This window comes from Xanthomonas sp. NCPPB 3570 (genome assembly GCF_056725115.1).
On sequence record NZ_CM161513.1, the window covers coordinates 461,821 to 487,376 of the forward strand.

24 protein-coding genes and 1 tRNA gene are annotated in these 25,556 nt (G+C 71.3%); 11 read left to right on the plus strand and 14 right to left on the minus strand.

Annotated features, from left to right (window positions below; genetic code table 11):
- Positions 1–5: 5 nt before the first annotated feature.
- From AC1PLR_RS02085 to AC1PLR_RS02095, 3 genes are all read right to left on the minus strand, one after another.
- On the minus strand, positions 6–872 hold the full coding sequence (locus AC1PLR_RS02085; RefSeq protein WP_420008708.1) for a nucleotidyltransferase domain-containing protein: 867 nt from the start codon (positions 870–872) through the stop codon (positions 6–8).
- Positions 872–2,761 (minus strand): tRNA uridine-5-carboxymethylaminomethyl(34) synthesis enzyme MnmG, encoded by a 1,890-nt coding sequence (gene mnmG / locus AC1PLR_RS02090; protein ID WP_420008709.1) that lies wholly within the window; start codon positions 2,759–2,761, stop codon positions 872–874. Before mnmG ends, AC1PLR_RS02085 begins: the two co-directional genes overlap by 1 nt.
- A gap of 510 nt (positions 2,762–3,271) precedes the next feature.
- Complete coding sequence (locus tag AC1PLR_RS02095) at positions 3,272–3,790, minus strand: hypothetical protein (protein ID WP_481102504.1); 519 nt, start codon at positions 3,788–3,790, stop codon at positions 3,272–3,274.
- Positions 3,791–3,954: 164 nt separating this feature from the next.
- Between AC1PLR_RS02095 and AC1PLR_RS02100 the strand changes: the two genes are divergently transcribed.
- The 4 genes from AC1PLR_RS02100 (at position 3,955) to AC1PLR_RS02115 (ending at position 7,627) form a co-directional block, all read left to right on the plus strand.
- Entirely contained in the window at positions 3,955–4,914 is a 960-nt protein-coding gene (locus AC1PLR_RS02100) for a pyridoxal-phosphate dependent enzyme (protein WP_481102505.1), read from the plus strand.
- Positions 4,899–5,534: a YdcF family protein gene (locus tag AC1PLR_RS02105; protein WP_481102506.1), complete on the plus strand. Its 636-nt coding sequence runs from the start codon at positions 4,899–4,901 to the stop codon at positions 5,532–5,534. The genes AC1PLR_RS02100 and AC1PLR_RS02105 overlap by 16 nt, the downstream gene beginning before the upstream one ends.
- 31 nt (positions 5,535–5,565) lie before the next feature.
- On the plus strand, positions 5,566–5,994 hold the full coding sequence (locus AC1PLR_RS02110; RefSeq protein ID WP_010341872.1) for a ketosteroid isomerase-related protein: 429 nt from the start codon (positions 5,566–5,568) through the stop codon (positions 5,992–5,994).
- A 118-nt stretch (positions 5,995–6,112) separates the two neighbouring features.
- A complete protein-coding gene (locus AC1PLR_RS02115; RefSeq protein WP_481102507.1) occupies positions 6,113–7,627 on the plus strand; it encodes an ArnT family glycosyltransferase in 1,515 nt (504 codons plus the stop codon).
- On the opposite strand, the gene bioC is transcribed toward AC1PLR_RS02115, so the two are convergent.
- From bioC to bioB, 6 genes are all read right to left on the minus strand, one after another.
- Positions 7,595–8,485 carry a malonyl-ACP O-methyltransferase BioC gene (gene bioC, locus AC1PLR_RS02120; RefSeq protein WP_481102508.1) on the minus strand — a complete coding sequence of 297 codons (891 nt, stop codon included), beginning with the start codon at positions 8,483–8,485 and terminating at the stop codon, positions 7,595–7,597. The genes AC1PLR_RS02115 and bioC overlap by 33 nt on opposite strands.
- Before the next feature lie 251 nt (positions 8,486–8,736).
- Positions 8,737–9,519 (minus strand): SDR family oxidoreductase, encoded by a 783-nt coding sequence (locus AC1PLR_RS02125; protein WP_481102509.1) that lies wholly within the window; start codon positions 9,517–9,519, stop codon positions 8,737–8,739.
- A 528-nt stretch (positions 9,520–10,047) separates the two neighbouring features.
- The gene (gene bioH, locus AC1PLR_RS02130; RefSeq protein ID WP_371181086.1) at positions 10,048–10,809 is read right to left on the minus strand and encodes a pimeloyl-ACP methyl ester esterase BioH; all 762 of its coding nucleotides are present in this window, start codon (positions 10,807–10,809) and stop codon (positions 10,048–10,050) included.
- A 49-nt stretch (positions 10,810–10,858) separates the two neighbouring features.
- Entirely contained in the window at positions 10,859–11,212 is a 354-nt protein-coding gene (locus AC1PLR_RS02135; RefSeq protein ID WP_371181087.1) for a DUF7079 family protein, read from the minus strand.
- Positions 11,209–12,414, minus strand: a complete 1,206-nt coding sequence (gene bioF / locus AC1PLR_RS02140; protein WP_481102510.1) for an 8-amino-7-oxononanoate synthase — start codon at positions 12,412–12,414, stop codon at positions 11,209–11,211. The genes AC1PLR_RS02135 and bioF overlap by 4 nt, the downstream gene beginning before the upstream one ends.
- 100 nt (positions 12,415–12,514) lie before the next feature.
- Positions 12,515–13,552, minus strand: coding sequence for a biotin synthase BioB (bioB, locus tag AC1PLR_RS02145; protein ID WP_481102511.1), 1,038 nt, complete (start codon positions 13,550–13,552; stop codon positions 12,515–12,517).
- Between the two features lie 49 nt (positions 13,553–13,601).
- Here bioB and AC1PLR_RS02150 point away from each other — a divergent pair, with 49 nt between their 5' ends.
- Positions 13,602–14,333 carry a ComF family protein gene (locus AC1PLR_RS02150; protein ID WP_481102512.1) on the plus strand — a complete coding sequence of 244 codons (732 nt, stop codon included), beginning with the start codon at positions 13,602–13,604 and terminating at the stop codon, positions 14,331–14,333.
- A gap of 230 nt (positions 14,334–14,563) precedes the next feature.
- Complete coding sequence (locus AC1PLR_RS02155; protein ID WP_371181091.1) at positions 14,564–15,070, plus strand: SecDF P1 head subdomain-containing protein; 507 nt, start codon at positions 14,564–14,566, stop codon at positions 15,068–15,070.
- A 133-nt stretch (positions 15,071–15,203) separates the two neighbouring features.
- Here AC1PLR_RS02155 and ubiA read toward each other — a convergent pair whose 3' ends face one another.
- Entirely contained in the window at positions 15,204–16,106 is a 903-nt protein-coding gene (ubiA, locus tag AC1PLR_RS02160; RefSeq protein WP_371181092.1) for a 4-hydroxybenzoate octaprenyltransferase, read from the minus strand.
- Between the two features lie 325 nt (positions 16,107–16,431).
- On the opposite strand from ubiA, the gene AC1PLR_RS02165 reads away from it, so the two are divergent.
- Positions 16,432–16,508, plus strand: a tRNA-Arg gene (locus AC1PLR_RS02165).
- 240 nt (positions 16,509–16,748) lie between these two features.
- Positions 16,749–17,591 carry an alpha/beta fold hydrolase gene (locus AC1PLR_RS02170; protein ID WP_371181093.1) on the plus strand — a complete coding sequence of 281 codons (843 nt, stop codon included), beginning with the start codon at positions 16,749–16,751 and terminating at the stop codon, positions 17,589–17,591.
- Positions 17,592–17,669: 78 nt separating this feature from the next.
- Here the strand turns inward: AC1PLR_RS02170 and AC1PLR_RS02175 are convergent, their stop codons facing one another.
- On the minus strand, positions 17,670–19,223 hold the full coding sequence (locus AC1PLR_RS02175) for a YifB family Mg chelatase-like AAA ATPase (protein ID WP_481102513.1): 1,554 nt from the start codon (positions 19,221–19,223) through the stop codon (positions 17,670–17,672).
- A gap of 13 nt (positions 19,224–19,236) precedes the next feature.
- On the minus strand, positions 19,237–19,506 hold the full coding sequence (ubiK, locus tag AC1PLR_RS02180) for a ubiquinone biosynthesis accessory factor UbiK (protein ID WP_481102514.1): 270 nt from the start codon (positions 19,504–19,506) through the stop codon (positions 19,237–19,239).
- A 176-nt stretch (positions 19,507–19,682) separates the two neighbouring features.
- On the opposite strand from ubiK, the gene AC1PLR_RS02185 reads away from it, so the two are divergent.
- A complete protein-coding gene (locus AC1PLR_RS02185) occupies positions 19,683–20,021 on the plus strand; it encodes a P-II family nitrogen regulator (RefSeq protein ID WP_010341856.1) in 339 nt (112 codons plus the stop codon).
- 293 nt (positions 20,022–20,314) lie between these two features.
- On the opposite strand, the gene speE is transcribed toward AC1PLR_RS02185, so the two are convergent.
- Entirely contained in the window at positions 20,315–21,166 is an 852-nt protein-coding gene (speE, locus tag AC1PLR_RS02190; RefSeq protein WP_481102515.1) for a polyamine aminopropyltransferase, read from the minus strand.
- Positions 21,167–21,405: 239 nt separating this feature from the next.
- On the opposite strand from speE, the gene speA reads away from it, so the two are divergent.
- A complete protein-coding gene (gene speA / locus AC1PLR_RS02195; protein ID WP_267093388.1) occupies positions 21,406–23,295 on the plus strand; it encodes an arginine decarboxylase in 1,890 nt (629 codons plus the stop codon).
- Between the two features lie 202 nt (positions 23,296–23,497).
- Positions 23,498–24,616 (plus strand): acyltransferase family protein, encoded by a 1,119-nt coding sequence (locus tag AC1PLR_RS02200; protein ID WP_481102516.1) that lies wholly within the window; start codon positions 23,498–23,500, stop codon positions 24,614–24,616.
- A 16-nt stretch (positions 24,617–24,632) separates the two neighbouring features.
- On the opposite strand, the gene AC1PLR_RS02205 is transcribed toward AC1PLR_RS02200, so the two are convergent.
- Positions 24,633–25,544, minus strand: coding sequence for a LysR substrate-binding domain-containing protein (locus AC1PLR_RS02205; RefSeq protein ID WP_481102517.1), 912 nt, complete (start codon positions 25,542–25,544; stop codon positions 24,633–24,635).
- Positions 25,545–25,556 lie beyond the last annotated feature (12 nt).

The window sequence follows — 25,556 nt, forward strand, 5'->3', positions numbered from 1 at the left end:
CGCACTCAGCGCGGAGTGATGCCCAGCAGTTGCCGGAACGCCTCGTCCAGCTCGCGCTGGTCGCCGCTGCCCGCCGGCAGCGGCGGTGCGCTGGCCTCCATCCGCTGCAACTCCGCGTCCAGGAAATCGCTGATCGCCGGAATCCGCGGGCCGTCCTCGACCTCGGCCGATGCGCGTTTCTTGTCCAGCAAGGCGTCGATCGCCTCGCGCAGGGCACCGGACGGAACCAGGGCATCCAGCAGGGAGGCGAAGGCCATCGGCGGCATGCCGTGCCCACGTTCGATCCATTGGCAGGCCAGCACGGGCCGCAACACGTAAAGGTACTTCTTGGTGCGGATGCGCTCGCCGCGCAGATAGCCGCGGTAGTTGCCCTTGGCCATGCTGAAGTAATGCCACCAGGTCGCCAGCGGCGAATAGAAGCGTTCGGCCATCTCCCGCAGCGTCGCCACGGCCGCGGCGTCCTGCCGGTACACCACCGGCGACTGCAGCCACTCCAGCAAGGTCGGGTTGGATTTGGACACCAAGCGCAAGGCCTTGCGCAGGTCCCAACCGCTGACATCCAGGTCGCTGTCGATCGGCAGCTCGATCACGTCGCGCTGTGGCTCGCCCGGCCCGGTCCGTTCGTTGACGGTGAGGTACCAGTCCGGCTGATGCACATAGACGAAGCGCGCGTCGTAGTCGCTGTCGGGCGAGGAAAAGCCCCAGCCGCGGCTGCCGGATTCGCAGGCCAGCAGGATGCGGACATCGTGGCGCTGTTCGATGTCCTGCAGCGCGGTGAGCACGGCAGCGCGCTTGTCGGCGGCGATCGGGTGGATCGCCATGTCGGGCGAGGCGGAGGGCGCGGGCGCTGCAACGTCGATCGAAGGCGCCATCACGCCACCCGGCTACGCCGCGCGCGTTCCAGATGCACCAGCAGCAGTGAGATCGCCGCCGGGGTCATGCCGGGGATGCGCTGCGCCTGGCCCACGGTCTGCGGGCGCACGCGCTCGAGCTTCTGCTGCACTTCGGCCGACAGCCCGCGCACCTGCGCGTAGTCGAAGGCGGCCGGGATCGGGGTGTCCTCGTGGCGCTGCTGGCGCGCGATCTCCTCGCGCTGGCGGTCCAGGTAGCCGGCGTACTTGATGCCGATCTCCACCTGTTCGGCCACCTGCGCGTCGGCCACGCCGGGACCCAGCGACGGCACCCGCATCAGCGCGGCGTAGTCCAGCTCCGGGCGCTTGATCAGGTCCAGCACGGTGGTCTCGCGGCTCACCGCCACGCCCAGCGTGGCCGCGACCTCGCGGCCCAGCGCGTTGCCCGGCGTGGCCCACAGCGCACGCAGACGCTCGTTCTCGCGCGCCACCGCCTCCTGCTTGGCCTGGAACCGCGCCCAGCGCGTCTCGTCCACGATGCCCAGGTCGTGGCCGATGCCGGTCAGGCGCGCGTCGGCGTTGTCCTCGCGCAACTGCAGCCGGTATTCGGCGCGGCTGGTGAACATGCGGTACGGCTCGCTGGTGCCATGGGTGATCAGGTCGTCGATCAGCACGCCGATGTAGGCCTGGTCGCGACGCGGCGACCACGGCTCCAGACCGCGCACCTGGCGCGCGGCGTTGAGGCCGGCGATCAGGCCCTGCGCGGCGGCTTCCTCGTAGCCGGTGGTGCCGTTGATCTGCCCGGCGAAGAACAGCCCGGGCATGGCCTTGGTCTCCAGCGAGGCCTTGAGCCCGCGCGGGTCGAAGAAGTCGTATTCGATGGCGTAGCCGGGGCGGGTGATGTGCGCGCGCTCGAAGCCGCGGATCGAGCGCACCAACTCCAGTTGCACATCGAACGGCAGCGAGGTGGAGATGCCGTTGGGATAGATCTCGACCACGTCCAGGCCTTCCGGCTCGACGAAGATCTGGTGGCTGGCCTTCTCGGCGAAGCGCACGACCTTGTCCTCGATCGAGGGGCAGTAGCGCGGGCCGATGCCTTCGATCTGGCCGGTGTACAGCGGCGAGCGGTCCAGCGCGCCGCGGATGATGGCGTGGGTGCGCTCGGTGGTGTGGGTGATCCAGCACGAGACCTGGCGCGGGTGCTGCGCCACCTCGCCCAGGAACGACATCACCGGCAGCGGATCGTCGCCGGGCTGTTCCTCCATCGCCGCGTAGTCCAGGCTGCGCCCGTCGATGCGCGGCGGGGTGCCGGTCTTGAGCCGGTCCACGCCGAAGCGGCCGTCGCGCAGCGCCTGCGCCAGCGCGGTGGCCGGCGGATCGCCGGCGCGGCCGCCGGCGTACTGGGTCTGGCCGATGTGGATCTTGCCGGCCAGGAAGGTGCCGGCGGTCAACACCACCGCGGCCGCCTCGAAACGCAGCCCGGTCTGGGTCAGCACGCCGCGCACGCGCTCGCCGTCCATCACGAGGTCGTCCACCGCGGCCTGGAACACGGTCAGGTTCGGCTGCGCATCGACCAGGCGCCGGATCGCGCTGCGGTACAGGCTGCGGTCGGCCTGGCAGCGGGTCGCGCGCACCGCCGGGCCCTTGGACGCGTTGAGGGTGCGCCATTGGATGCCGGCCAGGTCCGCGGCGTGGGCCATCGCCCCGCCCAGCGCATCGATCTCCTTGACCAGGTGGCCCTTGCCGATGCCGCCGATGGCCGGGTTGCAGCTCATCGCCCCCACCGTCTCCACGTTGTGGGTCAGCAGCAGGGTGCGGGCGCCGGCGCGCGCGGACGCCAGCGCCGCCTCGGTGCCGGCATGGCCGCCGCCGATCACGATCACGTCATGGCGGTAGAAAGAGTCGCTCATCGGGGTTCTCGTCGGCCGGCGCGGGGCCGGCGGCAGGGGGCGGCACGGCGGGTCGCCCAGGGTGTGAACAGGAATTTTAGCGGTTGCATCACAAATTGCAGATCCGGGCCTCAAGTTGGCACGCAATCTGCAGATATTCCCACTGCACCCAACGTGGCAATGCGTCAGGGGCGTATGACTGGAATTGGAACAGGGGCCAGTCACGCGCACGTTGGGGGAGCTGGGGGCCGGTAGTCGGGGGACTACCGGCCCTTTTTTATGCCCGTTTTTCGCCGGTTGCCGGCGCCGCGCCAGCAACGGCAAGGCCCCAACGCGAAAAGCCCCGGCGGACCGGGGCTTTTCGTTGTGAGGCGCCGACGCCCGACAGGGCCGGAACAGGGGGGATCCAGATTTCCCTGTCGGACATCGACATAGACGGTGGGGTCAACCCCTTCGGGTCATAAAGCGACGCAGGCGGTCACCCCGTAGGACGTAGATTGCGTGCTGGGACAGGCGAACGCAAGCCCTTTCTCAGGGTTCGAGTGTGCGACGTGTCCCATTGCTGCGACCCATATTGCCGGGCCGCGGTGCGGGCGGCCGCTGAACCCCCTCGGGACGCTGCATCGCCGGGCGCGGCGGCTGCATCGACTGCGGCCGCGGCGTCGAATTGAGCGCGTCCGGACGGCGCAGGCGGTCCAGGTTGCGCCAGGGCGACGGCACCCGGCCGCCGACACTGGGTGGCGGCGGCGGTGCCGACCCACCGTCGTCCGGCCGCGGACGCGGCGGCGGGCGGTGGCGCGGGCCGTCGTAGCCGCGATAGTAGTAATACGGCACGCCGTAACCGTAGTAGCCGTAGTAGGCCGGGCCGTAACCGTAGTAGGGCACGGCGCCGTACGGCGAGTAGTACTCGGAGTAACCGGGCGGATACCGGTATTCGACCGAGGGCGCGCCACGGTAGTAGCCACCCTCGCCGCCTCCGGCGTAGTCGTAGGTGGCACAGCCGCCCAGTGCGGCCAGCAGTCCAGCGGCGCAGATCAGGCGCAGTTTCATGGCGTTTGCCCTCCAGCAGGCTGGCTGACAGGTTCGGTCCGTTGCATTGAATCCCCCCTTAACTTCCCGCGATGCGCTTGAACGCTTAAGTCGCGCGCAACGGCGGCGAATCTGCGCCGGTTGCGGACGCTGCAGTTTGGCGACGATACGCTACCCTTTCGCGCATGGTCTCACGTTTTCTGCCCGAGTTCGGCGACGTCCTGGCGGCCGCCGCACGCATTGCCGCGCACGCGCGGCCGACCCCGGTGCTGCGTTCGCGGGCGCTGGATGCCGCCACCGGCGCGCAGCTGTACTTCAAGGCCGAACACCTGCAGCGCGGCGGCGCGTTCAAGTTCCGCGGCGCCTGCAACGCGGTGTGGGCGCTGGATCCGGAACAGGCGGCCCGCGGGGTGGTCACCCACTCCTCGGGCAACCACGGCGCGGCCCTGGCTCAGGCCGCGCGCACCCGCGGCATCGGCTGCCACGTGGTGGTGCCGGAAGGGGCGGTCGCCGCCAAGCTCGCCAACATCGCCCGCCATGGCGCCACCCTGTGGCGCTGCGCGCCGAGCATCGCCGCACGCGAGGCGCTGTGCGCGCAGGTGCAGCACGACACCGGCGCGACCCTGGTGCATCCCTATGCCGATCCGGCGGTGATCGCGGGGCAGGGCACCGCCGCGCTGGAACTGCTGGACGCCAGCGGCGGGCTGGACCTGCTGGTGGTGCCGGTGGGCGGCGGTGGCCTGGCCGCGGGCAGCCGCTTGGCCCTGTCGGCGATGGCGCCGCAGGCGCAGCTGCTGCTGGCCGAGCCGGCCGGCGCCGCCGACACCGCGCGCTCGCTGGCCGCCGGCGAGCGCCGCGTGGACATGGTCCCGGACACGCTCTGCGACGGCCTGCGCGGCACCCTCGGCGAACCCAACTTCGCCCTGCTCCACGGCCATGCCGAGGTGCTGGTGGTCGAGGACGCGGCCACCGTGGCGGCGATGCGGCTGCTGTGGCAGGTGATCAAGCAGGTGGTGGAGCCGTCCTCGGCGATCGCCCTGGCGGCGGTGCTGGCGCAGCCGGCGCGCTTCGCCGGGCGGCGGGTGGGAGTGATCCTGTCCGGCGGCAATGTCGACCTGGACGCCCTGCCGTGGGGCGTGGCATGAACGCGCGGCGCGGCTTCCGCTGGCTGCGCTTTCTGCTGCGCCTGGCGGCGCTGCTGGGGCTGTGGCTGCTGGGCGTGGCGATCTACATCGTCTGGGTCGGCGACCGCGACCAGGCGGCGCCGGCGGACGCGATCATCGTGCTCGGCGCGGCGGCCTACGACGCCAAGCCCTCGCCGGTGTTCGAGGAGCGCATCCGCCACGGCCTGGACCTGTACCAGCGCGGCTACGCGCCGACCCTGATCTTCACCGGCGGCTTCGGCAACGGCGCGCGCTTCGCCGAGTCGCAGGTGGCCCGGCGCTACGCGCTGCGCCACGACGTGCCGGCCGACGCGATCCTGATCGAGACGGTCTCGCGCACCACCCGGCAGAACCTGATCGAGGCGCGCCGGCTGATGCGCGAGCACGGCCTGCACCGGGCCATCGTGGTCAGCGATCCGCTGCACATGGCGCGGGCGCTGCGGCTGTGCGAGGAGCTGCAGATCGACGCGCTGGCCTCGTCGACGCCGAGCAGCCGCTTCCGCAGCTTCCAGACCCGCTGGCGCTTCCTGCTGCAGGAGCTGTACTTCTTCCATCGCGACCTGCTGGAGCGGGGCGTCGAGCACGGCGGCGAGACCGTATGATGGGCCTTTCTTCGGCCGGAGGGCGGCAGCCATGAGCAACCACGGAGTTCCTGCGCAGGACCAGGCCATCGCCCTGGTCCAGGCCTATTACGCCGCGTTCAACCGCGGCGACTGGGACGGCATGCTGGGCATGCTCAGCGACGACGTCGCCCATGATCTCAACCAGGGCGCGCGCGAGACCGGCAAGGACGCGTTCGCCGCCTTCCTGCAGCGCATGAACGCCAGCTACCGCGAGCAGCTGCACGACATCGTGGTGCTGGCCGCGCAGGACGGCCGCCGCGCCGCCGCCGAGTACGTGGTGCATGGCGAATACCACCACACCGACACCGGCCTGCCGGAGGCGCGCGGCCAGCGCTACGTGCTGCCGGGCGGGGCGTTCTTCGACATCCGCGACGGCAGGATCGCCCGGGTGAGCAACTACTACAACCTGGAAGACTGGATCGCGCAGGTCTCCGCCTGAGCCGCGCGCCGGCCTGAGGCCGGGCGCGTTCGGCGCTGTCGCAAAACTGTCCGCCGGCCGTCATCTGCGGCCGCAGGCGCGGTGACTATGGTCGCCGCGTCGACCGAGAGGACTGCCGATGCGCGCGCTGCTTCGTTCCCCGGCCGTCGCGGTGGCGCTGCTGGCCTGCACGCTCGCGCTGGCCCTGCTCGGCGCCCGCGGCATCTGGGATGCCGACGAGGGCCGCTACTCCAATGTCGCGCTGAACATGCTGCACAGTGGCGACTGGCTCACGCCCCGGCGCAGCGAGGACGTGGCGCACTGGACCAAGCCGCCGTTGACCTACTGGGCGATCGCCGCCAGCGTCGCCGTGTTCGGGCCGTCGCCCTGGGCGGCGCGGTTGCCGTCGGCCCTGTCCTACCTGCTGTGCGTGCTGCTGGTGTGGCGCCTGGCCGCGCGGCTGTTTCCCGAACGCCCTGAGCTGCCGGCGCAGGCGGCGCTGCTGTACGCGACCATGCTGGCGCCGTTCGGCGCGGCGCAATGGATTTCCACCGACTTCCTGCTCGCCGCCTGCGAGACCCTGGCGGTGTGGGCCTTCGTCGAAGCGCGGGCGCATCCGCCCGGACAGGGCAAGCGCTGGATCGCGGCGATGTGGGCCGGTTTCGCCCTGGCGTTCATGACCAAGGGGCCGCCGGGTCTGTTGCCGTTGCCGGCGCTGCTGCTGTTCAACGCGGTGACGCCGGGGCCGCCGCGGCGCGCGCTGCAGCTCTCCGGCATCGTCCTGTTCGTGGTGCTGGCGCTGCCCTGGTACCTGGCGGTGATCCGCGGCCATCCGGGATTGCTGCAGTACTTCGTCGGCGACGAGGTGGTCAAGCGCGTGGCCAGCGATGCGTTCGGGCGCAACGCGCAGTGGTACGGCTGGGCGGTGGCGTATGCGCCGATCCTGGTCCTGGGCACGCTGCCGTGGACGCCGGCGCTAGCGCGCTGGGCCTGGCAGTTGCCGCGGCAACTGCGGCAATGGTGGCGCACGCCGGCGCTGCGCCTGCAGCAGGCTGCACCGCTGCTGCTGACGCTGTGGCTGCTGCTGCCGCTGCTGGTGCTGTGCCTGTCGCGCTCGCGGTTGCCGCTGTACGTGCTGCCGCTGTTCGTGCCGCTGGCGTTGCTGGCGGCGTGGCAGCGCGCGCAGGAGGGCCGGGTGCCGTGGCGCTGGCCGTGGTTGCTGGCGTGGTGCGGGTTGCTGCTGGCGCTCGAACTGGCCGTGGCGCTGCTGCCCACGCACAAGGATGCCGGCGCCTGGGCGCAGGCGATCGCCAAGCGTGCAGATGCGCCGGTGCGCGAGGTGGTGTTCGTCGAGGACATGGCGCGCTACGGCCTGCGGTTGGAACTGGGCGCGCAGGTGCGCAAGATCCGCCTGGACCCGTTGTCGGACACGCCGCGCTTCGGTCCTGAATACGACGCCGACCTGCTCACGGTGTTGCGGCAACCGCGCGCCGGGCGCGTGTGGGTGTGCAAGCAGGAGGCGTGGCCGCAGGTGGCCGCACGCCTCGCCGCGCAGGGGGCGCAGGCGCAGGTGTTGGGCACGCCCTACCAGGGCCGGGTGATGTTCCGGGTGTTGCCCGACTCAGTCGCCGCGGCGGCGGATCGGGATCGCTGACAGCGGCACCGCAGCGATCTCGCTGCCGCCTTCGCGGATCGGCGCGCCCGGCGGTGGCGCCCAGGCGTGTGCGTAGATCACTTCCCAGGTGCTGGGCAGGGTGCCGTCGGCGCCACGCAGCGGCTCGTAGGCGGCAGTGGCGGCGGCGAACCGGCCGCGCCCGGTGAGGGTGTGGCGGCGCGCCTGCAGCGCGTTGGTAGCGCCGATCGCACGCAGTTCGCGCATCAGCGCGGCAAGGTCCGGATAGGTGAGGTTGAACACGTCGCGGTCCAGCACCGGATCGCGGAAGCCGGACAGCATCAGCGCATCGCCGAACTGCGCGATCGGCGCGAAGCGGCTCACGTGCGGCGTGGTCCGGTCGGCCTGGGCAAAAGCCTCGCGCAGCTCGATCAGGGTGTCCGGGCCGAAGCTGGAGCACAGCAACAGGCCGCCGGGGCGCAGCACGCGGCGGAACCCGGCGAACACCGCCGGCAGGTCCTCGACCCACTGCAGGCACAGATTGCTGAAGATCACATCGACGCTGTGCTCGGCCAGCGGCAGCGCGCGCGCGTCGGCGCAGACGCGGCCGAACGGCTTCCACCAGCCGGCCTGGCGCTTGGCCTGCTGCAGCATCGGCAGGGCCTGGTCGAGCGCGATCACCTGCGCGCGGGGCCAGCGCTTCTTCATCGCCGCGGCGGCATGCGCCGGACCGCTGCCCACGTCCAGCACCACCTGCGGCACGCGGTCGCCGAGGTAATCCAGCGATTCCAGCAAGCGCCCCTGCACCTCGCGCTGCAGCGCCGCGGCGGCGTCGTAACTGGCGGCCGCACGCGCGAAGGCGCGGCGGATGTGCTGGGAGTCGAACGCGGAAGGATCCATCCGCGCATTATCGCCGCCGGCGTCGCGCCGCGGCCAGGGGTGGCGCGGATCACCGCGTTGCGCACTTCGCGCCGATCCAGCGGCGCGAAAGCCGCTACGTCCTCCCGATGCCGAATCCAGCCGGTTCCTTATCGCCGCCTTTCCCTCGCGGCCAGCGTGGTCCGCAGATCATCATGTTCAGCACCTCGCACCGACCAGGCGGCGCGACCGCGGCTGTGCATCCCCACTCCCGAATCCCCAATCCCGGCTCTTCAGAATGTCCCCGGATAGCTGCCGCCATCCAGCAACAGGTTCTGCCCGCTCAGGTAGCCGGCCTGCGCGCTGCACAGGAAGGCGCAGGCCGCGCCGAACTCTTCCGCGGTGCCGAAGCGCCCGGCCGGGATCTGCCGGCGCTTGCGTTCGGCCAGGTCGGTGGGGTCGATGCCCTCGCGCTGCGCGGCGTGGGCGATGTTGCCGCGCAGGCGGTCGGTGTCGAACTGCCCCGGCAGCAGGTTGTTGATGGTGACGTTGTGCGCCACCGTGCGTCGCGCCAGCCCGGCGACGAAGCCGGTAAGGCCCGCCCGTGCGCCGTTGGACAGGCCCAGGCTGTCGATCGGCGCCTTCACCGCGGCGGAGGTGATGTTGACGATGCGGCCGAAGCCGCGCGCCTGCATCGCATCGACGGTGGCGCGGATCAGTGCGATCGGCGCCAGCATGTTGGCGTCGAGCGCGCGCAGCCAGTCCTCGCGCTCCCACTCGCGAAAATCGCCCGGCGGAGGCCCGCCGGCATTGTTGATCAGGATGTCGACCTGCGGGCAGGCGGCCAGTGCGGCGGCGCGTCCGGCCTCGGTGGCGATGTCCGCGGCCACCGCGACCACCTCGCCACCGCCGTCGAGCGCGCGCAACTGCGTCGCGGCCGCATCGAGCCCGGCCTGGCCGCGCGCCACGATCGCCACGTGCACGCCCTCGCGCGCCAAGGCCTGCGCGCAACCCAGTCCCAGCCCCTTGCTCGCGGCGCACACCAGCGCCCACTTGCCGGCGATTCCCAGGTCCATGCTTGCACTCCGGTTCGATGGAACCGCGATGATCGGACATCGGCCCGGTGGCGGCCAGCGTCACATCGCGACGTTGAGGACACGGAGTACGCACGGCAGGTGCAGGAGCGGCTTCGGTGCGCAGCGTTTTGCTGCCATGCGTCGCGACTGAAGTCGCTCCCACAGGGGGGCATCCTTGTGGGAGGGACTTCAGTCCCGACGCCGGAGGCTGTCAGTCGGCTTTCGGCGGCGCTTGTCGCGGCTGCACGACAGTTGAGTCCCAAGGTGGAGCCGCTTGCGTGTTTCTGACGTCGGTGCGGGTCGCGTGATGCAATGTGGGAGTCAACTATCATGCAGCGCACGACGCGCGAAGTGGTGTGCGCTTTCCGATGGCGCAATGCGTCGGGACTGAAGTCCCTCCCACAGTGCACCCGGCGGGCTCGCCGCAAGCGCCTGTAGGAGCGGCTTCAGCCGCGACCAGATGCAGCAGGCGTGTCGCGGCTGAAGCCGCTCCTACGACAGCTTCGTGGAACACGCGGCGCGACGCCGCTAGTCGAGCGTTGCCAGGAATCCGCGCAGTGCTTCGGCCACGGTGTCGGCATGACCGAGGAACGGGGCGTGGCCGCCGCCGGCGACGATCAGTGCGCGCGCGTTCGGCGCCAGCGCCGCGGCGGCCTCCATGCCTGCGGGCGGGACCAGGCGGTCGCGCTGGCCGCCGATCCACAGGCTGGGCACGCGCAGGCCGGGCAGGGCGCGGCGCAGGTCGGTGCGTTCCAGCAGGGTCAGGCCGTCCTGCAGCACGTGCGGATCGGGTGCGCCGCGGGCGTCGAGCGCCTCGCGCAGGGTGCGCAGTTCGGCGCGCGCGTGCGCCGAACCGAGGGTGTCCAGCGCCAGGAAGCGATCGAGGGTGCCGCGGTAGTCCTCGGCCAGATCGCGGCCGAACTGGGCGAACACCTGCGGTTCCACGGCGTGCGGCCAATCGCTGCCGCGCACGAAGCGCGGCGTCGCCGCGAGCATCGCCAGCCCGCGCACCTGCGGCTGCGTGGCGGCGGCATGCAGCGCGAACAGCCCGCCCAGCGACCAGCCCAGCCACACCGCCGGCGGCGTGGCTGCGGCGATCGCGCTGACCACGTGCGGCAGCGCCAGCGGCGTGTCGTCGACGCGGCTGTGGCCGTGCCCGGGCAGGTCCACCAGATGCAGGCGGTACTGCGCCGACAGGCGCTCGACCAATGGCGCGAAGATGCCGCCGTTCAACGCCCAGCCGTGCAGCAGGACCAGATCGGGGCCCTGCCCCAGGGTGTCGATATGCATCGTCGTCTATCGTCGCGAAGGAACAGGAAAGGCCGCGTCGGCCACCGCGTCAGTGCGCCGCGCGCTGCGCCAGCACCTGCGGCAGCAGCAGGCGCCACTGTCGGCGCGGATAGTCGCGGGTGCGCCAGGCGGATACGCGATGCGCACCGCGACGCTGCTCGATCGCCGCGCTCAGCCAGTCGCCGTCGATGCCCTGCCAGGCGCCGGCCGGCGTCAGCAGGTTCGGCGCCAGCCGCGGATGCACGTCCTCGCGCAGCATCTGCCACAGCGCGTCGGTGGCGAACGGCGAGGCGGCGAGTACCGCAGCGATCTGCGCATGCCGCGCGTCGACCGCATCGTCCAGGTACAGCTCGGCCAGCGCATCCCACACCGCGCGTCGCGCGGCGAGGTCGGTTGCGCTCACGCCGGCACGCCGGGCGGGTGCGCGGCCACGCGATCGCGGGCCAGCGCCAGCGCATCCAGCAGCGCCTGCACCTGCGCTGGGGTGTGCAGCGCCGACAGGGTCACGCGCAGCCGCGACTTGCCTTCCGGCACGGTCGGCGGGCGAATCGCCGAGACCAGGTAGCCGGCCTGTTCCAGCGCCGCCGACCACGCCAGCGCGGTGCGCTCCTCGCCGCACAGCAGCGGCTGGATCGGCGTGTCCGAGGCCATCAGCTCCAGGCCGTGACGGCGGGCGCCGCCGCGGAACAGGGCGATCAGCTCGACCAGGCGTTCGCGCCGCCATTGGTCGCGCCGCGCCAGCTTGACCGCGGCCAGCGACGCGGCGGCCTGCGCCGGCGGCAGCGCGGTGGTGTACAGATACGGCCGCGCGGTTTCGGCCAGGTGCCGGATCAGCGTGGCATCGCCGACCACCGCGGCGCCGTAGCCGCCCAGCGCCTTGCCCAGGGTCACCAGTTGCAGCGGAACGTCGTCGACGCCCAGGCCGGCCTCGGCGACGCTGCCGCGCCCCTGCGGGCCGACCACGCCGACGCCGTGCGCATCGTCCACGTACAGCAGCGCCTGTTGCGTGCGCGCCACCAGCGCCAGCGAGCGCAGCGGGGCGACGTCGCCGTCCATGCTGAACACGCCATCGGTGGCCAGCATCGCCGCACCGTCGGCGGCGTGCTTGAGCTGGCGCATCGCGCCTTCGGCATCCAGGTGCGGATAGCGGCGCAGGCGGCAGCCGGCCAGCCGGCTGGCGTCGAGCAGGCTGGCGTGGTTGAGCCGGTCCTGCACGCACACGTCCTCTTCCTCGCTCAGCAGCGCCTGCTGCACCGCCAGGTTGGCGATGAAGCCGCTGCCGAACAGCAGCGCCTGCGGGTAGCCGAGCCAGTCGGCGACTTCGCGTTCCAGCGCCTCGTGCAGCGCGTGGTGGCCGCACACCAGGTGCGAGGCGGTGGCGCCGGCGCCTTCGCGCGCGGCGGCGTCCTGCAGGGCCGCGACCACTTCGAACTGCTGCGCCAGGCCCAGGTAGTCGTTGCTGCAGAAGCCGGTCAGCCAGCGCCCGTCGACTTCCAGGCGCACGCCGTCGCGGCGGCCGATGCTGCGGCGCACGCGCAGGCGCCCCTGCGCTTCGCGCAAGGCGCGCGCGGACTGGATGCGGTCGTGCAGGTCGGGACGGGCCATGGGCGCGGGACGGGCATCTGGCGGGCTAGCGTAGCGCGTCCCCGGCCGGGCCGGACGCCGCCGGCGATGGACGGCCGGATCGGCGGACGGACGCGCGGCGTCAGACCAGGGCGGCGGCGATCGCTGGCGGGGTGGTGATGTCGGCGTGCACGGTGCCGGGATGGTCGTGCGCGTCGGCATCGACCATCACCTGCATCGGCCGCAGCCCCAGGCGTGCGAACAGCGCCTGGTCGCGCTCGGTGTCCGGGTTGCCGGTGGTCAGCAGTTTCTCGCCGTAGAAGATCGAGTTGGCGCCGGCGCAGAAGCACAGTGCCTGCAGTTCGTCGCTCATGCTCTCGCGCCCCGCCGACAGCCGCACCATCGCCCGCGGCATCGCGATGCGCGCAACGGCGATCGTGCGCACGAACTCGAACGGATCCAGCTCGACCGTTCCGTGCAGCGGGGTGCCGGCGACCTGCACCAGGCGGTTGATCGGCACCGAATCCGGATGCACCGGCAGGTTGGCCAGCGCCTGCAGCAGACCGGCGCGCTGGTCGCGCGACTCGCCCATGCCGACGATGCCGCCGCAGCAGGTCTTCAGGCCGGCGTCGCGCACGTGGGTGAGCGTGTCCAGGCGGTCCTGGTACTGGCGGGTGTGGATGATCGAATCGTAGAAATCCGGCGCGGTGTCCAGATTGTGGTTGTAGTAGTCCAGCCCGGCCGCCTTCAGCGCCTGCGCCTGGTTGCCGTCGAGCATGCCCAGGGTGGCGCAGGTCTCCAGGCCCAGCGCCTTCACCTCGCGGATCATCTCCGCCACCTTCGGGATGTCGCGGTCCTTGGGCGAGCGCCAGGCCGCGCCCATGCAGAACCGCGAGGCGCCGGCCGCCTTGGCCTGGCGCGCCTTGTCCAGCACCGCCTCGGTGCTCATCAGCTTCTGCGCCTCCACGCCGGTGGCGTAGCGCTGCGCCTGCGGGCAGTACGCGCAGTCCTCCGGGCAACCGCCGGTCTTCACCGACAGCAGCGTGGACACCTGCACCTGCGCCGGATCGAAGTGTTCGCGGTGCACCGCGGCGGCGCGGTGCAGCAGTTCCGGGAACGGCAGATCGAACAGGACGAGCAATTCCTGGCGTTGCCAGTCGTGTCGGACGACAGCGGACATGGGGGTTTCCTGACGGTCAGCGGCTGGGAAAGCGGGCAGTCTGGTGAGCATGCAAAGTCCTGTCAACTTCATGAGGGCTGGTTTGGTTGACGGAGGCTGGCGCTGGCTGCAGCGCCGCCTGTTGCCGGAACGCTGCCTGGTGTGCGGGGAGCCCGGCGTGCCGGGCCTGGACCTGTGTGCCGCCTGTCGCGACGGCGTGCCCTGGAACGCGGCGGCCTGTTGCCGCTGTGCGCTGCCGCTGCCGGCGCTGGATGCCGAGCAGGTCTGTGGCGGGTGCCAGCGTCGGCCGCCGTTGCTGGAGCGGGTCGCCAGCGCCTGCGTGTACGCCGCGCCGGTCGATGGCCTGTTGCGCCGCTTCAAGTTCCACCAGGACCTGGCGGCCGGGCGCCTGCTCGCCGCATTGATGCAGACACGCTGCGCGGCCTTGTCGCGGCCGCAGGCGCTGCTGCCGGTGCCGCTGCATCCTGCGCGCTTGCGCCAGCGCGGCTACGACCAGGCGCTGGAACTGGCGAAGCCGCTGGCGCGCGCGCTGGACGTGCCGCTGTGCCTGGAGTTGCAGCGGGTGCGGGCGACCGCGGCGCAATCCGAACTGGACGCCCGCGCGCGCCGGCGCAATCTGCGTGGTGCGTTCGCGGTGCCGGCCTCGGCAGTATTGCCGGCACATGTGACGCTGATCGATGACGTGATGACCACCGGCGCGACCCTGCACGCTGCGGCAAAGGCGCTGCGCCGTGCCGGCGTGGAACGAGTCGATGCCTGGGTGGTGGCGCGGGTGCCGTGAGCGTGGTGCGTCTGTCGCACGCGCTGGCACAGGGGGCTCGGCAGCAAAGGACGTGCGGCGCGGCACATTGTCTGTCGTGAGCGCCGACCGCGACGCACTGCGCCGCGCGCATCGGCCGAGGTGCCGCAGGGGTGATCTCTGCCAGAGCGCCGACGCCTTGGCGCATGAACGGTCGGCAGACACGCGCGGCTTTATGCTGGTGAACAGGCCAACAACGAAAGGAGCGTGCGATGCGCTGGAAGGCTTTGGCTCTGTGGACGGCGCTGTGCGTCTTCGGTGTCGCCGGGTGTGGGGCTGGCAAGGCGCCGGACGCCGCCGCTGCCAGCGAGGTCAAGGCGAAGATCGAATGGCGCCTGGCCAGCCATACGCCTATCCACGCCTATGTCCAGGCCGACGACCACGGACAGCCGGTGTACCTGGCACCACAGGCGCTGTTGGTCGTGGAAGAGGCGGCGACCGTCGCGTCCGCCGACAACGGCGATGGCCAGCCTGCGCTGGATCTGCGCTTTCCTGGGCACGGCCAACGGCTGACCCAGGCCACCGCGCAGAACGTCGGCAAGCCGGTCGCCCTGCTCGCCGATGGCCAGGTGCTGACCGTGGCCACGATCATGGCGCCGTTGCCGGGCGACAGCCTGCGGCTCAGCGGATTGCATGACACGCAGGAACAGCAGCGGATATTGGCGCTGTTGACCCGCGCGCCTGCCGCGACCGTGCCGGCACCGGCCGCCAAACGCTAGAACGCATCGGTGCGAGGAGCCGCGGCGGGGGGGCGCGCTGGCTCATCTCGGCGAGCGCCGGAGCAGCGGCCTTTGCGAGGACTTGAAGTTGGTTCCAGCGCATGACGCGCGCTGCGCGTGAGCCCGACAGCTGCTAGGCGGCGCGCAACGCCAGCGCCGTGGCGATGCCGGCGAAGATCGCCAGGCCGACCCAGTTGTTGTGCAGGAAGGCGCGGAAGCAGGCTGCGCGTTCGCGGTGCCGGGCCATGCGGAACTCGGCGGCGACCAGCAGCGCCGCCACGCCCAGCCCGGCCCAGTACCACACGCCCAGGTCCGCGCGGTGGCCGACGAAGGCGAGGGCGACGAACATCAGCGCGTACAGCACGCCCTGGATGACCAGGTCCAGTTCGCCGAACAGGATTGCGGTGGACTTGGAGCCGGCGCGCAGGTCGTCTTCGCGATCGACCATCGCATACCAGGTGTCGTAGGCGGTGGCCCACAGGATATTGACCGCGTACAGCAGCCAGCCCAGCGCAGGCACCTCGCCGCGCACCGCGGCGAAGGCCATCGGGATGCCCCAGCCGAAGGCCATGCCCAGGTAGACCTGCGGCAGGTAGGTGTAGCGCTTGAGGTAGGGATAGCTGGCGGCCAGGAACAGCCCGACCACGCTCAGGCCGATGGTCAGCGCGTTCATCGTCAGCACCAGTGCGAACGCCACCAGCATCAGCACCGCGAACACCGCCAGCGCCTCGCGGCCGCTGACCGCACCGGTGGCCAGCGGCCGGCTGCGGGTACGCTCGACCTGCGGGTCCAGCCAGCGGTCGGCGTAGTCGTTGATCACGCAGCCGGCCGAGCGGGTCAGCCAGACCCCGGCGGTGAACACGAACAGGGTCCACAGCGGCGGTACCCCGTCGGCAGCCAGCCACAGCGCCCACCAGGTCGGCCACAGCAGCAGCAGCACGCCGATCGGCCGGTCGCCGCGCAGCAGTTTCCAGTACTGGCCCAGGCGCGCGCGCGGCGGCAGCGCGGCAGGCGTTTCGTAGCGTTCGTAACCCATCGCGCAAGGGTAGCAGCCGGGTGGTGTGGGCGGCAGCACGCGGTGCTGGGGCGGCTGGCCTGCGCGGTGCACCGGGCGATTGTGACGCCATGGCGCGTGGGCGCGTGGATGGATGCGGGGATGGCCTGCGTGACGCGCTGTTCTGGCCGGCGTCGCGGATCGGGAACGCCCGGTTGGTCGGCATCGGCGTCGCCGGCACGCCCGCCGCGAATCGGGTTGGAGCGGCCGCGACGGAAGCCGCCTGCTTCTTGGGTCGCGCATGTCGCCCTGGTATCGCCGATGGGGGAGACGCGGCCGACGAATGCCGTTAGAATGCGCGTCCGTTGCGCCCGTAGCTCAGCCGGATAGAGTAGTGGCTTCCGAAGCCATTGGTCGGGGGTTCGAATCCCTCCGGGCGCGCCATCCAGTCCTGCCCCTGCGTCCTTCGCATCGCCTTTTCCGACGAGCGCGTGCTCGGTCAACAGGCCCACAGGCGCCGCAGCGCGCATGCCGGCGACGCGGCTATCGTATGCGCATGCCAGCGCTCATCGTTCCCATTCCTGCTCTTGTGCCTGCCCATCCTGCCGCCTGTTGCGCCGCAGATGCCGGCATCGTCGGCCCGTGCCTGCGCATCCGGCGCACCGCGCAGGTTTGCGCTCTGACATGACCATTCCGCGTACCGTCAGTCCGCGCACCGCGTTGCCCAAGCCCGCGGTGCGCAGGTTGGGTGCGGACGATGCGCTGGCCTATCTGCGGGTAGGCGAGGGCGCACCAGTGTTTCTGGTGCACGGGGCGCTGTGCGACTACCGCTACTGGGCGCCGCAGGTGCGCGGACTGGCCGACCGCTTCCAGCTCAGCGCGCTGAGCCTGGGCCAGTACTACCCGCGGCTGCCGTCGGCGTCGCGGCATGCATTCGGCTGGCGCTGGCATGCGCAGCAGCTCGCCGCCTTCATCGCCGAGGAGGCGCGGCCGGTACACCTGGTCGGCCATTCTCGCGGCGCGGCCGTCGCCTGGCAGGCGGCATTGCTGCGTCCGGACGCCATCGCCAGCCTGACCCTGTTCGATCCCGGCGGCACGCAACCGCAGGGCCTGCCGGCCGCGGTGCAGGCGGTCCGCGCGCAGGCGATCGCGTTGCTGCAGGGCGGCCAGGTCGAGGCCGGCCTGGAATGCTTCGTCGATTCGGTCAGCCAGCCCGGCGCCTGGGCGCGCAGCAGCGCGAGCTTCCGGCAGATGGTGCGCGACAACGCGCAGACCCTGGTGCCGCAGATCGCGGATGCACTACCGGCGTACCGACCCGAGCAGGCCGCCACCCTGACGATGCCGGTGTTGTTGGTCGCCGGCGAACGCAGCCCGGCGCAGTACCGCGACAACGCCGCCGCGCTGGCGGCCCGGCTGCCGCGGGCGCGCCATGAGGTGCTGGCCGGTGCGTCGCATGGCATGACCTTCACCCATGCCAGGCGGTGCAATGCCTTGCTCGCCGAGTGGGTGAACGCTGCCAGCGGGTAGGCGCGTATGGCAGGAGATGCGCTCGTCCATCGCTGCCGGGTGCCGAAGAGCGGGACACACCGGCCCGCTGCGGCTTCTTCAACCGACCAGGCGGCGTGCCACGGGTGACGTCGGACCCACGGCGCTCGCCGTCGGCTCGCCCCGGTCCAACTGCCGGTACGCGATGGCCTCGGTCAGGTGCGCGGTGGCGATGGCGTCGCTGGCGTCCAGGTCGGCGATGGTGCGGGCCACGCGCAGGATCCGTTGCAGCGAGCGTGCCGACAGCCGCAGGCGCTCGATGGCCTGTTCCAGCAGCGCCTCGTCGCGCGGTTGCAGGCGGCAGTCGCGCAGCGTTTCGCTGTGGCCGAGCTGGCCGTTGGGCCGGCCGGCGCGGGCCTGCTGGCGTTGCCGCGCCTGCTCCACCCGCGCGCGCACCGCGGCACTGGATTCGCCGGGTGGCGCATCGGCGCGCAGCGCCTGCGGCGGCAGCCGCGGCACCTCCACGTGCAGATCGATGCGGTCCAGCAGCGGCCCGGAGATGCGTGCGCGATAGCGCCGCACCGCGTCCTCGCTGCAGCGACAGCGGCCGCTGGGGTCGCCGGCCCAACCGCAGGGGCAGGGGTTCATCGCCGCCACCAACTGGAAGCGCGCAGGGAACTCGGCGCTGCGCGCCGCGCGCGACACGGTCACCTGGCCCGATTCCAGCGGCTCGCGCAGCACTTCCAGCGCATGCCGGTTCCACTCGGGCAGCTCGTCCAGGAACAGCACGCCATGGTGCGCGAGCGAGATCTCGCCGGGACGCGGATGGCTGCCGCCACCGACCAGCGACACCGCGCTGGCGGTGTGGTGCGGTGCGCGGTACGGGCGTTGCCGCCAGCGCGCCGGATCCACGCCGCGGCCGCTGACCGAGGCGATGGCCGCGCTCTCAAGCGCCTCGGCTTCGCTGGCTTCGGGCAGGATCCCGGGCAGGCGCGAGGCCAGCAGGGTTTTGCCGCAGCCGGGACTGCCGATCAGCAAGAGGTGGTGATGCCCCGCCGCGGCGATCTCCAGGGCGCGCCGCGCCTGCGCCTGGCCGCGGACGTCGCTCAGGTCGGGAAAGGGCGCGGCGACCGCCGGCGGCGCCGCCGCCGCAGGCAGGGTCTTGCTGCCGTTGAGCAATCCGCAGACCTCCAGCAGGGTGCGCGCGGTGAAGGCTTGCACGTGTTGCGCCAGTGCCGCCTCGGCGCCGTTGTCGGCGGGGACGATCAGGGTGCGCCCGGCCTCGGCGGCGGCCAGCGCGGCCGGCAGGACCCCGTCGACCGGGCGCAGTTCGCCGGTCAAGGCCAGTTCGCCGAGGAATTCGTACTGGCCGAGCACCTGCGGGTCGAGCTGGCCGGCGGCGGCGAGGATGCCCAGCGCGATCGGCAGATCGAAGCGGCCGCCCTCCTTGGGCAGGTCGGCCGGGGCCAGGTTGACGGTGATCCGCCGTGCCGGGAACTCGTACTGCGCGCAGAGCAGGGCGGCGCGGACGCGATCGCGCGACTCGCGCACCGCGGCTTCGGGCAGGCCGACGATCTGGGTGGTCGGCAGGCCGCCGGACAGATGGACTTCGACCCGAACCGGAGGCGCAAGCACCCCCGCGCGGGCACGGCTGTGCACCAGCGCCAGGCTCATGGTGGCGGGTGGATCAGGCGTTGGGGCTGGGCGTGGGCCCGCTGCGCACCGCTTCCAGCGCGGCGACGCTGCGCTCCAGCGCTTCGAGCTTTTCGCGGGTGCGCAGCAGCACCGCACGCTGCACTTCGAATTCCTCGCGGGTGACCAGGTCGAGCTTGCCCAGCCCGGCCTGCAGCGCACTCTTGAAGGTGCTCTGCAGCTCGTCGCGGGATTGGCGCAGACCCGGCGGCACCAGGTCGCTGAGGCGGCGGGCGAGGTCGTCGAGATGGTTGAGGTCGATCATGGCTGTGCTCCGGCAGGTGGCGTCAGAGTGCGGCACCGGGAAGGTCGGGACCATCGGGATCGGACGCGGCGCGCTGTCGGAAAATTCCGGCGTTGGGGGCGCGCGGCCATTGAACCCGACGGCCGCCGATCGCGCAACCGCGCTATCCTGAGGCCATTGTGATTGGAGAACGCCGCATGAAGATGATCATGGCCGTGATCAAGCCGTTCAAGCTCGACGACGTGCGCGAAGCGCTCGCCGCGCAGGGCGTGGCCGGCATCACCGTCACCGAAGTCAAGGGCTTCGGCCGGCAGAAGGGCCACACCGAGCTGTACCGCGGCGCCGAGTACGTGGTCGATTTCCTGCCCAAGGTGAAGCTGGAAGTGGCGGTCAGCGAGGACCAGGTGGAGCGCGTGGTCGAGGCCATCGTCAAGGCTGCCGCCACCGGCAAGATCGGCGATGGCAAGGTCTTCGTCTACGACCTGGGCACGGTGGTGCGGATCCGCACCGGCGAACTGGACGCGGACGCGCTGTAACGCAGTCACCGCGCCTGCATCGGCGTGGCATGGACGCGCGGTAGGAGCGGCTTCAGCCGCGAGGGCGCGTTCCTGGTAAAGCCTGTCGCGGCTGAAGCCGTGACTACCGGCGTAGGTTTCGCGCCAGCCGGATAGGCCAGGCACGCTCGCGCCAGGCGTCGGCTCAGACGCCGCCGTGGCCGCGGCGAATGAGGTGATACGGGAATAGTCGAGCGTCGAGCACCGGGGCAGCGCCTGCGATCCGTGGCATCGGCGCACGTCGAGCGCGCGCCGATGCCGAAGAGGGTCGGGGCTTAGCCGCCCAGCGCCTCGGCCACGAACGGCGGCAGCACCTGGGTGCCGGTGTGCAGGTGCGCGCTGTAGTAACGCGTGGCGAACGGCTTGGCCGCGGCGTCGTCCTGGCGGAAGTCGAAGCTGCCCTGCTTGCGCGCCATGGTCACGCTCCACCAGCCGGTCGGGTAGCACGGCTGCGGGAACGGCACGGTGTGGAAGCTGGCGAAGCCGGCCTTGCCCATCTCCGCGCGCATTTCCTTGATCAGGTCCAGCAGCGCCAGCGGCGATTCGGACTGCTGCACCAGGATGCCGTCGTCCTTCAGCGCCTTGAAGCAGCTCTCGTAGAAGGCCTTGTTGAACAGGCCTTCGGCCGGGCCGACCGGGTCGGTGGAGTCGACGATGACGATGTCCACGCTGCCGGCCGGGCAGTTGGCCATGTAGGCCACGCCGTCGTCGAACAGCAGTTCGGCGCGCGGGTCGTTGTTGGAGTCGCACAGCTCCGGGAAGTACTTCTCGGCCATGCGCGTGACCTGCTCGTCGATGTCGCACTGGGTGGCGCTTTCCACGCCCGGGTGCTTGAGCACTTCGCGCAGGGTGCCGCAGTCGCCGCCGCCGATGATCACAACGCGCTTGGGCGCGGCGTGGGTGAACAGCGCCGGGTGGCTGATCATCTCGTGGTAGAAGAAGTTGTCGCGCGTGGTCAGCATCACCGCGCCGTCGATCACCATCAGCTTGCCCCAGTCGGTGGTGTCGTAGATCTCGATCTTCTGGAACGGCGACTGCACCTCGTCCAGCTTGCCGGTGATGCGATAGCCGATGGCCGAGCCGGTGGGCTGGAAGTGTTCGATGTACCAGTTGTCGTTGGCGCTCATGGAATGTCCTAGGAAAGCAAAAAGAATGCAGCGTTTCCTTCTCCCCCCGGGAGAAGGTGGCGCGAAGCGCCGGATGAGGGTCGGGCGCAGCCTCGCGCATCCAGCCCGCACCACGCGCCCACGAACCCGGCACGGCTCCACCAGGAGCCGAGGGCATCGGAACGGCGCGGATTGTAACGGACCCCACGCGTAGCAGGGGTTACAATCCACGCCCTTTTTCCGTCAGCCGAGCCGCCACGATGAGCGATTGGTCCCTCGACCAAGCCCGCAAGACCTACTCGATCCCGCACTGGGCCGACGGGTACTTCGACGTGGACGCGGCCGGCCGGGTGGTGGTGCGGCCGCAGGGCGCCGACGGCGTGGCGATCGCGCTGCCGGAGGTGGTGGACGCCGCGCGCGCGGCCGGCGCCAAGCTGCCGATGCTGGTGCGCTTCCCCGACATCCTCGGCGAGCGCCTGGGCAAGCTGCAGGCCGCCTTCGCCCAGGCCCAGGCCGACTGGGACTACACCGGCGGCTACACCGCGGTGTACCCGATCAAGGTCAACCAGCACCGCGGCGTGGCCGGCACCCTGGCCAGCCACCAGGGCGAGGGCTTCGGCCTGGAGGCCGGCAGCAAGCCGGAACTGATGGCGGTGTTGGCGCTGTCGCGGCCGGGCGGGCTGATCGTCTGCAACGGCTACAAGGACCGCGAATACATCCGTCTCGCGCTGATCGGGCGCAAGCTCGGCCTGCAGACCTTCATCGTCATCGAGAAGCCGTCGGAGCTGAAGCTGGTGCTGGAGGAGGCGCGCGCGCTGGACGTGAAGCCGGGCCTGGGCGTGCGCATGCGCCTGGCCTCGTTGGGCGCGGGCAAGTGGCAGAACAGCGGCGGCGACAAGGCCAAGTTCGGGCTGTCGCCGCGGCAGGTGCTGGACCTGTGGAAGACCCTGCGCGACACCGAGTACGCCGACGCGCTGAACCTGCTGCACTTCCACATGGGCTCGCAGATCTCCAACGTGCGCGACATCGCCAACGGCATGCGCGAGGCCACCCGCTACTTCGTCGAGCTGTCCAAGCTGGGCGCGAAGATCAGCCACGTCGACGTCGGCGGCGGCCTGGGGATCGACTACGAAGGCACCCGCTCGCGCAGCTATTGCTCGATCAACTACGGCCTGCATTCCTACGCCAGCAACATCGTGCAGCCGCTGGCCAGCGCCTGCGAGGAGCACGGCCTGGCGCCGCCGCGCATCGTCACCGAGTGCGGGCGCGCGATGACCGCGCACCACGCGGTGCTGATCGCCAACGTGTCCGAGGTGGAGCAGGCGCCGGAAGGCCGCGTGCCGGATGCGCACGACGACGAACCGGCGGCGATCCGCCACCTGCGCGAGATCCATGCCGAACTGGACCAGCGTCCGGCGGTGGAGCTGTTCCAGGAGGCGCAGCATTTCCATGCCGAAGGCCTCAGTGGCTACGCCCTGGGCCAGATCGACCTGACCCACCGCGCGCGCATCGACGACCTGTTCTACGCCATCGCCCACGGCGTGCGCGCGCGGCTGAGTCACGAGGAAAAGAGCCACCGCCCGGTGCTGGACGAGCTCAACGAGCGCCTGGTCGACAAGTACTTCGTCAACTTCAGCGTGTTCGAATCGATTCCCGACGTGTGGGCGATCGACCAGGTGTTCCCGATCGTGCCGATCGAGCGCCTGAACGAGGCGCCGGCGCGGCGCGGCGTGGTCTGCGACATGACCTGCGATTCGGACGGCATGGTCAAGACCTACGTCGAGAACGAAAGCCTGGACAGCTCGCTGCCGCTGCACGCGCTGCGCCCGGGCGAGAGCTACCGCATCGGCTTCTTCCTGGTCGGCGCCTACCAGGAGATCCTCGGCGACATCCACAACCTGTTCGGCGATACCGACGCGGTGGAAGTGGCGGTGGACGGCGACGGCTACCGCATCGCCCAGCAGCGCCGCGGCGACACCACCGACGTGATGCTGGACTACGTTGGCTACCGCCTGGACGACCTGCGCGCCGCCTACGCCGAACGCGTGGCCGCCGCGCAGTTGCCGGCCGCGCAGGCGACGGAACTGGCCGACGCGCTCGAGGCCGGCCTGACCGGCTACACCTACTTGTCCGACGAACCGCTGGGCTGACAGCGGCGACCCACGCAAGCCCCTCTCCCCCCGGGAGAGGGGTTGGGGTGAGGGTACGCCCGTGCACGCAATCTTGGGGCTGGCCGCCTGGCGCCGCGACTGCATCTTCCAGGCGCGATCGCTTGGGCGTCGGTAGACGGCTGCTGCCGCAACCGGCGATGCAGCCAGTAAGCTGCTCGCTCCCCACCGCCAACCTCCTACGATGCGCTATCCCGGCCTCGACCTGCTGCGCGCCACCGCCATCGTCTGGGTGATGTTGTTCCACTCCTTCGTGGTCGGTGGGCTGGGCCCGGATTGGGAGTGGCTGTCGCGCTATGGCTGGATGGGCGTGGACCTGTTCTTCGTGCTCAGCGGCTTTTTGATCGGCGGCCAGGTACTGGCGCCGCTGGCCCGCGGCGAGCCGCTGCGCTACGGCGAGTTCTACCGGCGCCGCGCCTACCGCATCCTGCCGGCGTACGCGGTGGTGCTGACGCTGTATCTGGCCTGGCCCGGTTTTCGCGAGGCGCCCGGGATCGCGCCGTGGTGGCTGTTTGCCAGTTTTACCCTCAACCTGGGGATCGACTACGCCAACCAGCAGGCGTTCTCGCATGCCTGGTCGCTGTGCGTGGAAGAGCACTTCTACCTGGTGTTCCCGCTGCTGGCGGCGTGGCTGCTGCGGCGGCCGTCCGCGCCGCGTTTCGTGGCGCTGTGCGTGACCGTGGTGCTGGCCGGCATCGCCCTGCGCAGCGCCATCTGGCTGCATGACAGCGCACTGGATCGCATCGGTGCCGGGCTGCAGCGCAACTGGTTCATCGAGGATCTCTACTACCCGACCTGGAACCGCCTGGACGGCCTGCTGGCCGGCGTGGCGTTGGCGGTCCTGAAGACCTTCCGGCCTCAGCAGTGGCAGCGCCTCCAGCGCCATGCCAGCGCCGTGGCGCTTGCCGGGATCGTGGTCTGCGCGCTGGCGATGTGGCTGTTCCGCGATCGCACCGGCCTGCTCGGCAATGCGATCGGCTGGCCGGTGCTGTCGTTGGGGCTGGCGTTGCTGGTCGGCGCTGGCGCCTCCACGCAGGGATGGTGGGGGCGTTGCCGGGTGCCGGGTGCGGCCTGGCTGGCCGCGGTGTCCTATAGCCTGTACCTGAGCCACAAGGCCGCGTTCCATCTGACCCAGGTGTGGTTCGGCGCGCAACTGGACGGCCGCGGCCTGCTCGCCTTCGCCGCCTATGCCGGCATGGCACTGCTGTTCGCGGCTGTCCTGCACTACGCGGTGGAACGGCCGTTCCTGCGCCTGCGCGAGCGACGCAGCGTTCCCGCCCCGCTCGCGCTGTCCGGCAGCTGACACCCTGCGACGGTGCTCATCCGCGCTCTGCCAGCGCCGCATGTGCCGCCTGCAGGCGCTGTTGCACGATCTCCGCCAGCCGTGTCACCGCCGGCGGCGGCGTGGCGACCGCGCGGTGCAGGGTCAGTCCCAGTGCCGGCAGTGTCGGTAGGCCACCGGCGCCGGGCGCCAGCAGGGTCAGTCCGGCCGGCACGCCGGCCGGGGTGCGCAGGGTGATGCCCAATCCGGCGCGGACCGCCGCCCACACCCCGCCAAGGCTGGCGCTGGTGAAGGCGATGCGCCACGGGATGCCGGCGCGGTCCAGGGCGGTGGTCGCGGCCGTCCGCAGCAGACACGGTGCTTCCAGCATCACCAGCGGCAGCGGCGCGTCGCCGCTCCAGGTGGCCGTCGTGGGCAGGCTGCTGCGGTCGTCTGCGGCGATCCAGCGCAGCGGCCACGCCGCTTGCGCCTGCCGATGCGGCGAGGCGGCGCCGGACTCCCAGGCCAGGGCCAGGTCCAGGTGCCCCGCCTCCACCCGCGCCAGCAGTTCCTGGTGGCGGGCGATGCGCGCTTCGATCCGCACCTGCGGGTGGGCGCGGGCGAAGCGCCCCAGCACGTCCGGCAGCATGTGCTCGCCGAAGTCCTCCTGCAGCCCCAGCCGCACCCAGCCCTGCAGCGCCGTGTCCTGCAGGGCCACGACGGCCTCGTCGTTGAGCTCGAGCAGCCGCCGCGCGTAGCCCAGCAAGGCTTCGCCGGCCTCGGTCAGGGCCAGGCCGCGGCCCTGGCGGCGCAGCACCGGCTGCCCGGCCTGCTCCTCCAGCTTTTTCAACTGCGCGCTGATCGCCGAGGTGGAGCGCCCACGGCGGTCGGCTGCCTTGGCGAAGCTGCCCAGTTCCACGCCGGCGACGAAGCTGCGCAGCGCGTCGAGGTCGAAGGTGATGGGGCGCATCTGTCGATCCTG

What these genes read in the sequence shown, in the direction of transcription:
- AC1PLR_RS02170 (WP_371181093.1), top strand. Translation starts at nt 16,749, where the DNA reads ATGACCATTCCGCGTACCGTCAGTCCGCGCACCGCGTTGCCCAAGCCC.
- speE (WP_481102515.1), bottom strand. Translation starts at nt 21,166, where the DNA reads ATGAGCGCCAACGACAACTGGTACATCGAACACTTCCAGCCCACCGGC.
- AC1PLR_RS02175 (WP_481102513.1), bottom strand. Translation starts at nt 19,223, where the DNA reads ATGAGCCTGGCGCTGGTGCACAGCCGTGCCCGCGCGGGGGTGCTTGCG.
- AC1PLR_RS02150 (WP_481102512.1), top strand. Translation starts at nt 13,602, where the DNA reads ATGCAAAGTCCTGTCAACTTCATGAGGGCTGGTTTGGTTGACGGAGGC.
- mnmG (WP_420008709.1), bottom strand. Translation starts at nt 2,761, where the DNA reads ATGAGCGACTCTTTCTACCGCCATGACGTGATCGTGATCGGCGGCGGC.
- AC1PLR_RS02095 (WP_481102504.1), bottom strand. Translation starts at nt 3,790, where the DNA reads ATGAAACTGCGCCTGATCTGCGCCGCTGGACTGCTGGCCGCACTGGGC.
- AC1PLR_RS02110 (WP_010341872.1), top strand. Translation starts at nt 5,566, where the DNA reads ATGAGCAACCACGGAGTTCCTGCGCAGGACCAGGCCATCGCCCTGGTC.
- AC1PLR_RS02115 (WP_481102507.1), top strand. Translation starts at nt 6,113, where the DNA reads ATGCGCGCGCTGCTTCGTTCCCCGGCCGTCGCGGTGGCGCTGCTGGCC.
- AC1PLR_RS02185 (WP_010341856.1), top strand. Translation starts at nt 19,683, where the DNA reads ATGAAGATGATCATGGCCGTGATCAAGCCGTTCAAGCTCGACGACGTG.
- AC1PLR_RS02200 (WP_481102516.1), top strand. Translation starts at nt 23,498, where the DNA reads ATGCGCTATCCCGGCCTCGACCTGCTGCGCGCCACCGCCATCGTCTGG.
- speA (WP_267093388.1), top strand. Translation starts at nt 21,406, where the DNA reads ATGAGCGATTGGTCCCTCGACCAAGCCCGCAAGACCTACTCGATCCCG.
- bioB (WP_481102511.1), bottom strand. Translation starts at nt 13,552, where the DNA reads ATGTCCGCTGTCGTCCGACACGACTGGCAACGCCAGGAATTGCTCGTC.
- AC1PLR_RS02205 (WP_481102517.1), bottom strand. Translation starts at nt 25,544, where the DNA reads ATGCGCCCCATCACCTTCGACCTCGACGCGCTGCGCAGCTTCGTCGCC.
- bioH (WP_371181086.1), bottom strand. Translation starts at nt 10,809, where the DNA reads ATGCATATCGACACCCTGGGGCAGGGCCCCGATCTGGTCCTGCTGCAC.
- ubiA (WP_371181092.1), bottom strand. Translation starts at nt 16,106, where the DNA reads ATGGGTTACGAACGCTACGAAACGCCTGCCGCGCTGCCGCCGCGCGCG.
- AC1PLR_RS02155 (WP_371181091.1), top strand. Translation starts at nt 14,564, where the DNA reads ATGCGCTGGAAGGCTTTGGCTCTGTGGACGGCGCTGTGCGTCTTCGGT.
- ubiK (WP_481102514.1), bottom strand. Translation starts at nt 19,506, where the DNA reads ATGATCGACCTCAACCATCTCGACGACCTCGCCCGCCGCCTCAGCGAC.
- AC1PLR_RS02125 (WP_481102509.1), bottom strand. Translation starts at nt 9,519, where the DNA reads ATGGACCTGGGAATCGCCGGCAAGTGGGCGCTGGTGTGCGCCGCGAGC.
- AC1PLR_RS02100 (WP_481102505.1), top strand. Translation starts at nt 3,955, where the DNA reads ATGGTCTCACGTTTTCTGCCCGAGTTCGGCGACGTCCTGGCGGCCGCC.
- bioF (WP_481102510.1), bottom strand. Translation starts at nt 12,414, where the DNA reads ATGGCCCGTCCCGACCTGCACGACCGCATCCAGTCCGCGCGCGCCTTG.
- bioC (WP_481102508.1), bottom strand. Translation starts at nt 8,485, where the DNA reads ATGGATCCTTCCGCGTTCGACTCCCAGCACATCCGCCGCGCCTTCGCG.
- AC1PLR_RS02085 (WP_420008708.1), bottom strand. Translation starts at nt 872, where the DNA reads ATGGCGCCTTCGATCGACGTTGCAGCGCCCGCGCCCTCCGCCTCGCCC.